The 12,537-nt window shown below is 63.5% G+C and carries 16 protein-coding genes; 2 read left to right on the plus strand and 14 right to left on the minus strand.

What is annotated here, in order from left to right; all coding sequences use genetic code 11:
* Positions 1-25 precede the first annotated feature (25 nt).
* From ACEPA4_RS10030 to ACEPA4_RS10075, 10 genes are all read right to left on the minus strand, one after another.
* Entirely contained in the window at positions 26-1,243 is a 1,218-nt protein-coding gene (locus ACEPA4_RS10030; protein WP_374083034.1) for a zonular occludens toxin domain-containing protein, read from the minus strand.
* Positions 1,240-1,524, minus strand: a complete 285-nt coding sequence (locus tag ACEPA4_RS10035; protein ID WP_024957393.1) for a DUF2523 domain-containing protein — start codon at positions 1,522-1,524, stop codon at positions 1,240-1,242. The genes ACEPA4_RS10030 and ACEPA4_RS10035 overlap by 4 nt, the downstream gene beginning before the upstream one ends.
* The gene (locus ACEPA4_RS10040) at positions 1,524-2,528 is read right to left on the minus strand and encodes a virulence factor TspB C-terminal domain-related protein (protein WP_374083035.1); all 1,005 of its coding nucleotides are present in this window, start codon (positions 2,526-2,528) and stop codon (positions 1,524-1,526) included. Before ACEPA4_RS10040 ends, ACEPA4_RS10035 begins: the two co-directional genes overlap by 1 nt.
* A gap of 115 nt (positions 2,529-2,643) precedes the next feature.
* Positions 2,644-2,781 (minus strand): major capsid protein, encoded by a 138-nt coding sequence (locus ACEPA4_RS10045; protein WP_374083036.1) that lies wholly within the window; start codon positions 2,779-2,781, stop codon positions 2,644-2,646.
* A gap of 17 nt (positions 2,782-2,798) precedes the next feature.
* Positions 2,799-2,990: a hypothetical protein gene (locus ACEPA4_RS10050; RefSeq protein ID WP_374083037.1), complete on the minus strand. Its 192-nt coding sequence runs from the start codon at positions 2,988-2,990 to the stop codon at positions 2,799-2,801.
* Between the two features lie 3 nt (positions 2,991-2,993).
* Positions 2,994-3,293: a single-stranded DNA-binding protein gene (locus ACEPA4_RS10055; protein ID WP_164072161.1), complete on the minus strand. Its 300-nt coding sequence runs from the start codon at positions 3,291-3,293 to the stop codon at positions 2,994-2,996.
* A 4-nt stretch (positions 3,294-3,297) separates the two neighbouring features.
* Complete coding sequence (locus ACEPA4_RS10060; RefSeq protein ID WP_374083038.1) at positions 3,298-4,404, minus strand: replication initiation factor domain-containing protein; 1,107 nt, start codon at positions 4,402-4,404, stop codon at positions 3,298-3,300.
* Positions 4,394-4,570, minus strand: coding sequence for a hypothetical protein (locus ACEPA4_RS10065; RefSeq protein ID WP_374083039.1), 177 nt, complete (start codon positions 4,568-4,570; stop codon positions 4,394-4,396). Before ACEPA4_RS10065 ends, ACEPA4_RS10060 begins: the two co-directional genes overlap by 11 nt.
* Positions 4,567-4,794: a hypothetical protein gene (locus ACEPA4_RS10070; RefSeq protein ID WP_374083040.1), complete on the minus strand. Its 228-nt coding sequence runs from the start codon at positions 4,792-4,794 to the stop codon at positions 4,567-4,569. Before ACEPA4_RS10070 ends, ACEPA4_RS10065 begins: the two co-directional genes overlap by 4 nt.
* The gene (locus tag ACEPA4_RS10075; protein WP_374083041.1) at positions 4,791-4,961 is read right to left on the minus strand and encodes a hypothetical protein; all 171 of its coding nucleotides are present in this window, start codon (positions 4,959-4,961) and stop codon (positions 4,791-4,793) included. The genes ACEPA4_RS10070 and ACEPA4_RS10075 overlap by 4 nt, the downstream gene beginning before the upstream one ends.
* Positions 4,962-5,099: 138 nt before the next feature.
* Between ACEPA4_RS10075 and ACEPA4_RS10080 the strand changes: the two genes are divergently transcribed.
* A complete protein-coding gene (locus ACEPA4_RS10080) occupies positions 5,100-5,528 on the plus strand; it encodes a DUF3693 domain-containing protein (protein WP_374083046.1) in 429 nt (142 codons plus the stop codon).
* 626 nt (positions 5,529-6,154) lie between these two features.
* Here ACEPA4_RS10080 and ACEPA4_RS10085 read toward each other — a convergent pair.
* From ACEPA4_RS10085 to ACEPA4_RS10100, 4 genes are all read right to left on the minus strand, one after another.
* Positions 6,155-6,553: a hypothetical protein gene (locus ACEPA4_RS10085; RefSeq protein ID WP_262090582.1), complete on the minus strand. Its 399-nt coding sequence runs from the start codon at positions 6,551-6,553 to the stop codon at positions 6,155-6,157.
* Between the two features lie 185 nt (positions 6,554-6,738).
* Positions 6,739-10,521, minus strand: coding sequence for an autotransporter outer membrane beta-barrel domain-containing protein (locus ACEPA4_RS10090; protein WP_262090584.1), 3,783 nt, complete (start codon positions 10,519-10,521; stop codon positions 6,739-6,741).
* Between the two features lie 247 nt (positions 10,522-10,768).
* A complete protein-coding gene (locus tag ACEPA4_RS10095; RefSeq protein WP_252744715.1) occupies positions 10,769-11,002 on the minus strand; it encodes a hypothetical protein in 234 nt (77 codons plus the stop codon).
* 76 nt (positions 11,003-11,078) lie between these two features.
* Positions 11,079-11,759, minus strand: coding sequence for a response regulator transcription factor (locus tag ACEPA4_RS10100; protein ID WP_262090587.1), 681 nt, complete (start codon positions 11,757-11,759; stop codon positions 11,079-11,081).
* 116 nt (positions 11,760-11,875) lie between these two features.
* On the opposite strand from ACEPA4_RS10100, the gene ACEPA4_RS10105 reads away from it, so the two are divergent.
* On the plus strand, positions 11,876-12,535 hold the full coding sequence (locus ACEPA4_RS10105; protein WP_262090589.1) for a response regulator transcription factor: 660 nt from the start codon (positions 11,876-11,878) through the stop codon (positions 12,533-12,535).
* Positions 12,536-12,537 lie beyond the last annotated feature (2 nt).

Below are 12,537 nucleotides of genomic sequence, written 5' to 3' on the forward strand. Positions count from 1 at the left end.
GAGGCATGGTATCTCATTGCGAAAATCAGAAGCTCGCCGGATAAGGCGGCGATTCGGGGAACGTGCCCATTGGGCGCTTGCCAACCTCAACGAGCGCGTGCGGAGACGGTTCACGCGTGCTGGATGGTTCGGACTGAGCGACACTCCGGGCCGGATCATCCCGACGCGGGTCAGCCTCCTGTCGGGGTGCCCGATAGGGATTGTAGGCCGGGCCATCGCGCGCGATCGCCACGCACACTGGGACCGAAATACTGGCCTTGGTGCCCTGCTCGGTCACGCACGTGCAGGTGGTGTCCTGCTCAGTCGTGCCGGATGCCATGCAGTACAGCTCAGGCTGCGACTGCACTGTGCGCTCATCGAAGGCGGGCGCCGACCAAGGCTGAAACTCGACTCGCGGCTTGTGCTTCGCCACGTATTCTTCGCGGGAGAGGGGCCGTGCCGCCGCCATGCCCGCGCCCAAGGGCGCCAGGGCAGCGGCGGTCGGCAAAGCACCGGCCCCCTGCTCTTCCTTCTTGGGTGATGCGGTGGAAGGCTTGACGACGAAAATCCAGATCAGCCACAGGCAGACAATCAGCGTTACTGCCATAGATAGGCCCTGCCAAACACGCTTGGGCACTTTGAACTTGTGGCTGGCTGTATGGAGCGTGGCGCTGCGATAGCGCTCATACAGTGCCTTCGGGTAAGACCATATTTCTTCCTCAGCCTTATCGCGCACACGCTCGTCATACGGATCTGGCTGGACACGCGACCACGTAAGCACGCCTGCGCGTTGCATACCAAACGTACGGTTCATGTGAGTATGCGAGCCAATCAGGCTCCGCACCTGGTGGTGAATCTTGCTCGGCCACTGGGTGATGAAAACCAAGTCGAAACCACGGTGGCGATGCGTGGACATTGAGCGAATTCGAGGATCGTCGGATTCACCGGGCTTGCCGGTGGATGGGAACAGCCTCCCGTAACGCTCCAGCCCCTGCGTGTTGCCATCAGAATGAGCTTCGTCGTACAGCACGAACGAACCATCCGGAAGCTGGGTCCAGTCGTTGTGTTCTGGAAGCTTTTCAAGCCATGGGAAGGCTTGCGGATTCTCGTCGGTCGTAGCCCCCGCGATGTTGGTAAAGAAGCGCCGCGGCTGCGCCTTGCCCTCTTTGACCTGCTGCTGGTTCTGCTCATAGAACTCGTGAGCCATCGACATGGCACGCAGGGTTTTACCGTTGCCCGGTTGTCCGGAAATGAGATACATCATTTGGAAGCCGCCTTCTGTACAGCCACCTTGCCTGCGTCAATCACAACGCGGGTGACGATGGCAGAGCCAATGAGGGTGATCGCCTCCCCTGCTCCCGCCATCAGCATGACGTTAGCCAGGTCGGCGGCGATGCCCGACCATTTCTGCGTAATCAGATTAAGTGCGCCTTTCACCAGCGGGAGCAATGCTGCACCCGTCGCGAGGCCAAGGCCGGCGCCGGTGAGTACACGAGCAAGAGAGTTGCCCAACAGTTGGACAAGGAACGCTGCTAACCAGGGCATTATTTGCGCACTCCCGCGACGATGTAAGCCGCTGCGATGCCAGCGCAGGCGATGACAAGACCTCGAATCATCAGCGCGAAGTCACAGAGCGGCTTGAACTCAAAATTGACACTGGTGCTGATGCCTCCCAATGCGACTGTCACGACCTTGGTGGCTGGGCAAGACCCATTGCCTAGACCGCTGGACCACTGGCCCAAGTAGCTGCTCGGGATGGGAGGGTCCATGTAAGGCATCGGAACGTCACCCGGATACTGCGGATCGCCCGGAAGGCTGGGGTTCTCACCGCCATCACCGGGCCCGCCATCGCCGTCCCCATCGCCATCACCGTCACCTTCACCGTCACCGTCCCCTTCTCCGTCACCGCCGCCGTCACCACCACCTGAACCACCGTCGCCGCCACCGTCGCCTCCGCCATCACTACCGCCATCACCATCCCCGCCACCAGTCTCGCCACCAGTACCGCCACCATCATCTCCACCGCCGTCCCCTACAGGTTTCGGCTCCGGAGCATCCGACTCAGTACAGGTCCCACCTGTCGGTGAATATCCGATTCCGGAGGTGGCCTCAGCATCGAGCGAACTGGAATACATACAGCCCTTGTGGCAAACGTTCACAGTGGCAGCAGTGCCACCACCTTGCCAGCCAAGCTCGTAAGGTCGGGCGCTACAGCGCTCACCGAAGTAGTACTTGCCGCACTCAGTGTCGCCAATTCCGGGAATGCGGGCATAGCAGCGAAAGTAGGTTGGATTCTGACCCACAGCCGGACAACCGAGCTTCTCCGCCTTGCCCGGCATTCCGTAGCGCTGCTCAAGCGATGAAGCCGCTTCGTCTTCCTTAGCCTTGCACTCAGAGAAGGCAATGCCCTGATCGCAACCAGCTGGAATCTGCCCCGTCTCCCAGGTGGCATTGGTACCGCACATGCCGTACCCCGACGACTGTGCGTGAGCCACTGGGGCAATGCCCATGGACGAAGCCCATGCGAGGATGATGACGAGCCAGCGCACCTCAATCACCAAACGCGATGTAGAGCGCAGCACTACCTACGCAGAGAACGAATAGACCGAGCATGACAGCCCCCGATGAAAAGGGGCCGGATTGCCCGGCCCCGTGTTACAGCGATCAACCGAAGATCGCGCCCTTGATCCACTTGAAGCCGACCGAGATCGCGGCCGGTGCCAGTTTGGCAGCACCGATCAGGCCGATGGTGGCCGCCAGAGTGCCAAGAATTTCCAGTGCTGCAGTTGCGTCGAGATTCATATTGCTACCCCTTGTCGTTAGTTGCGGATGGTTCTGCCTAACTGCTTGTATGCCCACGCCACGGCGAAACACACTGCGACCATGGACAGAATTCCCGACACTTCGGCAGTGGAAAGGTCGGGAATCTCGGTGCGCGGCACGAATCCAGCCTGCTCACAGGTGCCGGTCTGCTGGTTGAATTGCAGGCATTCGTAGACGTACCGCGCCATGACTTAGGCCTGCGCTGCCGGGCGCGGTGCAGCCTTCTGCAGCGGGCGCAGAACCGTGAACTTGCTCAGGGTTGCAACGCCCTTGTTGACCTGCAGCATGGCCGGGACGTCGAGCTCGTACTCGCCCGCCTGATAGCCCGGCTGACCCTTGTCCAGGCGCACATCGAACGGATAGGCGAAACCGTCCGCCTCCAGCTTGGCGCGCTGCTTGCGGGTGGTGAATTCAACGTTCTCGTTGCGGTCGTTGGTGAAGCTTCCGCCACGCTCGTTGATCTGCGAATCCAGTACGGTGACCTTGATCATTTCGTTACCCCTTTGAGGTTGGTTGTACGGCCGCGATTTCGGGCCAGTGCGCTGCTGTGTCACCTGTGACCCACTTCGGCAGCGATGGCGAAGTGCAGGATTCGATTACCGACCGCAGGGACTGATCGTCCGGGCAGTTCTTGGCGATGAAATTGAGGGCCGCGCCGTACTGGCGGCGGATGTGGCGGCGAACGCTCTTCCAAGTCGCTTCAACGGCGGCTTTCGTGATTTCGATGCGCGTGGCGACACAGCGCAGAAAGGACAGGACCGGATAAGCCCCGAGCAGGTAGGAGGCCGGATCGCGCAGAATGTCGAGCGGCAGTTCCTTGCGATTGGAGTTGCGGAACTGCGCCTCATAGCGCACCCACGGCGAACTCTTATCGCCCTGCTCCCTGCCCTTCTCGTAGACCCGCAGCTGCTTTTCCGACTTCTTTCCGCCCACATAGAACGTCTTGCCGTCGCCGCTGTCGTAGTCGTCCACCAGCTGCGCCTTGGGGCGCTGACCACGGTTGTCGAAGTCGCCATTGGCGTACCACTTCTGTGCCATGCGCAATGGGTAATCGCCCACCAGGTCATCGGCGCACACATCGACACGGGTGATCCTCCCGGCGCAGCTTTCGAGCTTCGCTCGAAGCTCCAGCCACCGCTGCGCATGGCCGCAGCGCGCTGCGCTAATCGCCTTGCATCCATCGCCGGTAAGTTCGATGCGGGCGGTATACGTACCATCTGCGCGGCGGCACTCTTCGCCACCGAGTTCGATCATCCCGACGAACTTCTTGGCCGCGTCGATGATCTTGATTCGCCACGTGTAGAAGCGGCCGCCGCCGGCCGTTTCATCCAGTTCAAGACCCAGACCGGCGAAGAACCAGCAGAACACCTGCAAGGCCGCAATGCGGGCGTTGTCCGGGGAGAACTCGATCCACTGGCGGACCTCTTCGAAGCTGTCGCCATCACGGAACGCAATCTCGTCCAGCGCTGCGCGCAGATCGATGGAAGCGGAGAACCAGTCAATGCCGACCGTCAGGGTTCCCCCGGGGTTCCTGAATTCACTGACTCCCCTGTTAGACGAGGGGAGTCCCGACCCGGCCAGCACTGCGCGATCACCGACCATTGGCGCGGCCCTTCCAGAGCTTCCACAGGCGACGGATCGCAAGCCATGACTGCTCAATCACGATTGAAGCTATTGCGCTGCCGAGCCAGACGACAATCAGCGCAGCGCATGCGAAAAGGCCCATATCGGCCTCCGCAAGTTCGGCGGCGAAGGTATGGATGCTCATGCGACTCGCTCCTGAGCTTCGGCCAGCTCAGCGGCAGCGAGCAGATCACCGCGCTTCGTGGCCGCAATCTCGGCCCGCGCGAGTGCGATGACCTGGGCTTCGCGCAGCTGCTGCGCGGCGGCGTACTCACGCTGGTCGAGGCACCACGAAACGAGTTTGGCGCTGCCAATGGATACGGCAACGATGGCCGCCAGCAGCACGAAGGCAATGAGCGGATCGATCACGATTCACCCCGCTTGCGGTGTACGGATGCCATGTAGTCCCAATGCTCCGCATCGAGATCACAGCTCCTTGCCATGCCGGTTTCGTTGATCGACCGGAAATACACGGCCAGATCGCGCGCGAACTGCGCGTGCTGCTCGCAGTGCCCCGCGTACTCAAGGTGATCCATACCCCTATCCCCCACCCCAAGCCCCAAGAGAACCCGCCAGCGGCCTTGGGGTGCCGGTGGCGGGTGCGATTCAAGGTCCTTGTATCGCGGACGTGATTCAATACCCTTGAATTCCAAAAATCAAGGGCCTTGGATCATATGGACGTCAACTCGCTGCTCGATCAAGCGAAAGAGGCGTGCGGAGTGAGCTACGACAAGGACTTAGCGCCGCGTCTTGGCGTTCGGCCGTCCGCGATCAGCAACTATCGGAAGGGTGTTTCTCACCCGGATGCCGTGGTTTGCGCAACTTTGGCGGGCTTGACCGGCGTGCCCTTGGCGCGAGTGCTTGGGGTTATTGGCGAAGCTCGCGCGATCAGTCGGGAAGAGAAGGCCGTCTGGCGGAAGCTCGCCGCTACCGCAATGGCGCTGTGCCTGGCGGTTGGGTTCGCCCTACCCCGCGACGTACAGGCTATGCCGCAGGCTGGTAATGCCTTGCACGATATACATTATGCGAAATGCTGTATCGGGCTACGGCCGCGTTCGTGTCCTCGGCGTGGCAATGGCTGGGCCTCTGGCTCGGCTGATTGACGGGGAGAAGTTGCCCCACCTACTACGGAAAGTCGCCCCATTTGCTACGAAAAGTCGCCACACATTTGGTGGAACTTCCATCAAGGCGCCCCTAATTCGACGAAACCGCGAAACTGTTGCCCCAGATCTGGCCTAACGGCGGATTGGCGGGCAAATGGATTAGCTGGAGGAGCTCGGGCGATTCGGTTCGCCCTTTGGAGGCCATCGTGTCTGGAGTGGCACGTGCGGCAACTAGGGCCAAATTTGCTTCAAATTCGACCCGAGTTCGTGGCAATGGGGCCGGCCAAATAGCCAGATTTGATCCCTATTCGTGTCACTGGCCGGGATTGCGGCCAGGTGGTCATTGCTTCGGCGGCTTGCGTTTCGGTCTGACATTAGCAGCGACGCGAACTTCTTTGGATTGCTTGAGCGCTACTTCCAGTTGAGCTGGCAAATCTCGAAGCCCTGAAAGTTGCCCCTCGAGCGCATCACATCTGCCGCGCAGGAGATCGGCAGACTGACTGGCCGTGGCGGCCGCTGATTGGGCGGCCTGGATTTCCTGACGCAGCTGCTTCTCAAGTGCCCTGTGCTGTTCGGATGCCTTGCTTAGCTGCGCCTGGAGTTCCTTCGCCTCCTGGCGGGCTCGATCAACATCGCTGAGCGCTCGATTTCCGGGCTGCGGACGTGCCGAGTCGCTGCTGCAGAACTTTGGCGACTTCGCTCAGCCATAGGCTTTCGCCCGCGATGGCGAGGAAGCGCTGGCCGCTGGCAGCTGGGTGGGTCATCGCGCGTAGATGCAGGTCGGCCACGTCACGCACATCCACGAATCCACAATTGATCTTCGGGCATCCTGGCTGTCCTTCCAGCATGTGCTTGATCAACCGGATGGAGTGGGAATAGTCCGCGCCCAGTACCGGCCCCAGGACCGCTGTGGGGTTGACGACCGACAGCTCCAGCCCCTCCCCTTCCCTGCCAATGAAGTCCCATGTGTTCCAGATCTTGTCGCTCTCCGCTGACGTCAGCTTCTGGCCCAGCTTGGCGTCCATCGCCGATTCCGTTGCCGCAGACAACAGCCGATTCCGCTCCGATGGTGTTGTCATGGCAGGATCATCCCACGAATCAGCCTGGGCAGCAGGCACGCCCCTGGATGCCCTGCTCGACTGCGGTGATCGCTGGGGCGCCATCAGATGCGGGATCGCCGCATCTGATGGACGACACCGGCGGCTCGCCCTTACCAGCGCACCTGCAGGCTGAGGTTGCCGAACGAGCCTTCCCGGCTGGCACCACTGCTGTTGCCCATCGAGCGCTCGCACCCACCGGAGATCTGCAGGTTGAAGCGCTCATTCAACCGGACGTTGACGCCAGCGCTCAACGAAGCTCGGTTTCCACCCGCCGCCAGGGGAATCTGGTCCTTGCCGGCGTACGTCACTGCCGAGCGCGCATCCGATTCGTGCCACACATCGGCGGCGAGGTACGGCGCCCACTGCACGCCGCCCGCGCTCTGGAACTGCCAACTGCCGTTGATGCCCAATCGCCCGCTCAGCCCCTGCGTGCTCCCAAGCGACACCTGCCCTGCAACGTCCTGCCCTGCATCGAAACGCACCTTCTGCCAGACCAGCTGGACCTCAGGCTGCAGCGTGAACTGCCCGGTGCCGGCCTGCGTGACAAACGGATAGCCGGCCTCGAGCGATGCCAGGTAGCCGCCGCCACGGGTGTTGAGACGAACCGGGCCCGCATTGGCGGAACCGCCGTAGCGGGTCAGCTGGACGACGGCGTCAAGATAGCCGCCTCGGCTGCCAACGCCGGTCAGGGTCAAGCCAGCGCTGGTGGCCTGCAGTTCGACGTTGCCGGTCGCCCCACGCACATAGCGGGTCCGCTCATCATTGGTATAGATGCCGTCGACCTGCACATTGCTGCTCGCGTGCGACAAGTAGCCGCCCGCCTGCCAGCGGGCGCCTGCCGACGGGGCGGCCTGCCAGAAATCACTTCCGACCTGCAGCGCGTTGAGCCTGCCCTTGGCTTCCGGCGCAACCATGGATTCGTACCGGTTGTGCAGGTCGCGGGTTGCCACACGCACCCAGGCAGCATGCGGCCTGTCGCCCGCAGCGGCGGCCTGCGCCCTGTCACGCCGGTTGCCCATCGCCAGTGCACCCAGTTCGCGCGCCAGCGGCTGGACCGTACCGTAGGTCGCCAGCTCGCGGCCGAAGATGGGCAGGGCCACCGGAGGCACCGGGTTGGTCGGATCGACCGGGTTGATGGGGTCGACCGGATTGACCGGGTCAGTCGGCTTGATCGGGTCAGTCGGATCGACCGGCGGCTGCACGACGAAGGCGTTGCGCAGGTACCAGTTTTCGGCCGACTTGCCTTCCAGGTCGCCGCGGAAGAGTCCAAACCCGAATGCGCCGTTTCGTGCGTAGTTTCCGAGCTTGAAGGCATCGGCCGACGTGGTGGCGCCATTGATGGCGGCAACCACCAGGATGCCGTCCCCGACGGTGTGGCCTTCGGTGCCGCTGGTGTTGTGAACGCGCACGGTGGTGCTGCCGCTGGCGCTGCCGCCATCGATCACCAGCTGGCTGCTGGGCGATGCGTCGTCGCCCAGCCAGGTGTTCAGTTCCAGCTGCCCCTGCTGGCCCACGTAGTTGCCCTGGATGGTCAGGCGACCGTAGTCATTCCCGCTGCCCGGACGGATCACGCCGGCGTTGACCACGTCACCGTGAATGGCGCCGTTGCCGCTCAGGGTGGCATTGCTGGCCACTTCGGTTGCCGACCGGATGCTGCCATCAACCTGAAGTGCACCGGCAAGCACGCGGGTGGCACCGGTGTAGGCCTGGTCATCGGCGATGCGCAGGGTACCCGTGCCCATCTGCACCAGGCCGCCCGTTCCGCTCACCGCATTGTCCAGCAGCACGTCGTCGCTGCGGTTGAATTCCAGCCAGCCCTGGTTGTCGATTGCACCGGTCACGCTGCCGCTGGTGCCACCGTTGCCCAGGCGCAACGCACCGGCCGCGATGAACGTGCCGCCGGCGTAGCGGTGGTCAGCGTCCAGCACGGTGGTGCCCGATCCGATCTGGCGCAGCGCGCCATCGCCGGCGACACGCGCCGAGAGCAGGAACGTGTCGTTGCGGTCCACGTCCAGGTAGGTGCCACCGGCCAGGCTGACATCGCCGCCCAGCGTGCCGCGCGAGCCGCCGTCACCGATCTGCAGGGTGCCGGCCGCCACCCGGGTGCCGCCGCTGTGCGCGACGTCGCCGGACAGCACGACAGTGCCGCTGCCTGCCTGCAGCAGCTCGCCGCTGCCGGCGATGTTGGCGGACAGGGACATGCGGTCACCGCGGTTGAGGGTCAGCCGCGCGTTGTTCACGATGTCTCCCGCCACATTGCCGGCTGCGCTTCCATCGCCCAGCACCAGTTCACCGTGTTCGATGCGGGTCACGCCGGTGTGGGTGTTGTCTGCGGTCAGGGTGAGCGCGCCGTTGCCGCGCTTGATCAGCTGGCCACCTTCGCCGTGCAGCGCCGTGGCCAGGGTGACAGCGTTGCCGTTGGTGTCCAGCACCGCGCCCGCAGTCCCCAGCGCCTCCAGTCGCGCGGAGATGTCTTCGTTGCTGCCTGCGGCCCACTGCAGGCCGCCGCCATCCAAGACAATGCTGCCGGTGCCCAGGTTGCTGCCGGACTGGAATCGGATCAGGCCCTGATCGACGCGCGTCGAGCCGCTGTAGGTGTTGGCACCGGTCAGGGCCAGCACGCCCTCGCCGGTCTTGGTCAGGGTGCCTGCATTGCCGCTGATCTGACCACTGACGGTCATCACGGCATCATCGCCATCGACGCGGAACGCATGCTCGCCGCTTGCGGCCAGCACCACCGGAACATCAACCCGCATGTCCTGGCCTGCGGCACGGTTGCCCAGCACGCCATCGTTGAAGGTGATCACGCGCGTGCCGGGGCCGGCGCCGGCCAGGATGCTGCCAGCATGCAGCGCACCCCCGTCGAGGGTGATGTTCGAGGACACGGTCCCTCCGGTGCCGGTACGGTTGCCCAGGGTGATGGCATTGGCAAGCACGGTGCCGCCCTCGCCAATGGTGAGGCGCCCGTTCGAACCGCCGTTGCCAGCGGTGCTGCTGCGTTCGCCGATCATGATGGTGTTGGCTTCGAGCGCGCCCCGGCCCAGGCTGAGGGTGCCCGTTGCGGTGGCATCGCCATAGAGCGCGCCGGCGATGTTCAGGGCGTCCACCTTTGCGTCAAGCACACCTCGGCGCAGGTCGACATTGCCAGTGGTGCCGCTGTAATTGCTGCTGTTTCCCGTGCCAATGTTCCAGGTGCCCACGGCGCTTTCCCCGTCCGACCCACGCAGGATAAGAGTCCCGTCCGTGACTGAGTCCTGGAAAACCAGGGTGCCGGTGCTCTGGTTGCCGCCGAGCGTGATGCTGTCGGCATTGATCGTATTGTTCTGGCCCAGACGCACGGTACCTTGATTGGTGGCCGCTGCGCTGATGCTACGGCCAACATCGCCTATGCCAATATGCGATGCGCGGATGAGGTTGGTATCCGAAGCCAAAACAACCGTACCGGTGGTAGCCCCGGTCTGATCCCGTGTGCCGCCTATGACGCGGCCACCGACGCTGAAGTTGAGGCTGGCATTGTCGTAGACGTAGTGAGATAGCCCGCTGAGGTCCAGATTCTGGGTGGCGCGGTTCGCTGTGCCGCCGATGCGGAAGGAATTTCCCTGCTGGATCAGCGTGCCGCCGTTGCCAACGACGACGCCCGTCGCGCCATTGGCTACAATGATGTCCTCGACGACTCGCGTGCCATCGGCAACGTCAACCGGGGCGCCGGGGAACTGCAGCGTCTCTGCACCAGCGGCACCGCCCCACGCCAGGGCGACAGCGATAGCCAGCTGCAGCGGGCGGAGCACGGTACGGCTGGCCGCGTGGGCGCGACGGCGACGGGTGGCGATTTCGGAGGCGACGACCCATCGACCGGTGGCCGCATTCCAGACGATTGAATGAATCTTGTTCATGAGGCTCTCCTCGAAGTGAGATGATGGCTGGAGGGCTTCCCGGCGCGTTCGAAGGAACGGAAGGGAAACACTCAGCGGACACTTGCGAGGTTAGTGAGGGCCACCCGGGAGTCGAATCGGACTCGTCCCAAAAGTGGGGGGCGGGGGCGCGGCGTTGCTGGCCTCCCCGAAGCACTGCGGGCATGCGCCGCCCGCCCCGGCAGATGCCCTCTGGGTGCGTTGCAGCGGTCATGCGTGCTCGCGGACGTCAAGAATCGTGTTGAGAAGCGTTCTGCTTTGTAGTGCCCCGTGCCGGGCTCGCTTCTTGGCCCGCTTCCCCGTCACTGCATCGGTCCTTCCATTGGCGGCGCAGCGCCCGGCGCAACTGCGGCGAGGCAAACAGATACTGATTGAGGCCGTCCAGGAAGCTCGCCTGCGAGCTGGCCGAAAGCTCGCTGAATCGAAGCAGCAGCAGCGTTACCAGAAAATTGGGGTCAGGCACGTGGTCACCGGTTACAGGGTTGCGCCCCGCCGAGAATACGAACGCTGCACCGCAAGACCATCGGACGATGCCTGAATCAGTCCGATTCTCCACCGGCGCCTGCACGGGCGCTCTGTGATGCCTGGACCAGCCCATGCGCCAGCGCGTACTCGAACACGTCCGCGTCGCGCTTCAGCCCAAGCTTGCGCATGGCCGCCATTTTCTGCGTGCTGACGGTCTTGCTGCTCCGCCCTACCCGCTCGGCGATTTCCCGGATGGTCAGTCCTTCGGCGAACATGCGCAGCACTTCTGTTTCCCGCTTTGACAGTGCAGACGCACCACTGGCAGGTGCTTCGGCCACGCCCGCGAGCAATCGTTCAATGGCCGGAGAGACGAACGGCAGGCCGGACCACGCCGCATGCACCGCAGGAACCACGTGCTCCAGCGAATCGCTCTTGCTCACGATGCACGTCACCCCGGCGGCCTGGATGGAGCGCAGGACCAGCGGACTCTCCATGCCGGTGAGCACCACCAGCTTCAGGTTGGGAAACCGCCGCTGGAGGAATCTGAGCAGGGTCACTCCGTCGCCGTAGCGTCCGTTCGGCATCGAAAAGTCACAGACGGCCACGTCCACCGATGCGGCGCTCAGCAGCGCAACCAGTCCGGTCGAGTCGCTGGCCAGGCCAGCGACCGCGATGCCGGGTTCGGAGCGCAGCAGCATTTCCATGCCGGCCAGCATCACGGGATGGTCGTCGGCAACGACCAGGTTCAAGGCCATACAGTCATCCTCTTGGTTGCAGGTATCGCCAGGCATGCCAACACGCGGTCGCCTGGCCTATAGTTGCGGCGGCGGGTCGCCGGTGTGGCGGGCCAACTTCAGCGCGGGGCTGTTGCATGTCTCATCCGATCATTCGTGTAGCCATTGCAGACGACCACCCGGTCATCCGCATGGGAATCGAGGCCGCAATCGATGCGGTTCCCACGCTGCAGTGCATTGGAACGGCGTCCGACTCCTCGGAGCTGGTGGCGCTGCTGGACAGTACCGCATGTGATGTCGTGGTGACCGACTACGCCATGCCGGGCGGCACGCACGGCGACGGCCTCGCCCTGCTGGATACACTCCGCGAACGCTACCCCGACCTGCGTGTGATCGTGATGACGGGCATGGACCAGCCGGTGGTCATCCAGTCACTTTATCAGCGCGGCATCACCCATATCCTCAGCAAGGCCGATGACACCAGCCATGTTCCGGCGGCCATCGCTGCGGCGTGGGCCAACCGGCGCTACCTCTCGCCGTCGGTCGCGCAGATCTTGCCACACCATGCCGCAGGGTCAAGGAAGATAGCGCTCTCGCCACGGGAACGTGAAGTGCTGACGCTGTTCGTGTCGGGGCTTGGCATCAACGAAATTGCCGAGCGCCTGGACAGGCGCAAGCAGACCATCAGCACGCAAAAGCGGATCGGGATGGCCAAGCTGGGCATCGACAAGGAAGCCGATCTCTTCAAGTTCGCGACGGAACTCGGCCTGCGTTCAAACGGCCCCGATCCGGACTGATC

Origin of the sequence: Stenotrophomonas sp. P2112, from assembly GCF_041897515.1 — a bacterium.
GTDB classification, from domain to species: Bacteria; Pseudomonadota; Gammaproteobacteria; order Xanthomonadales; family Xanthomonadaceae; genus Stenotrophomonas; species Stenotrophomonas sepilia.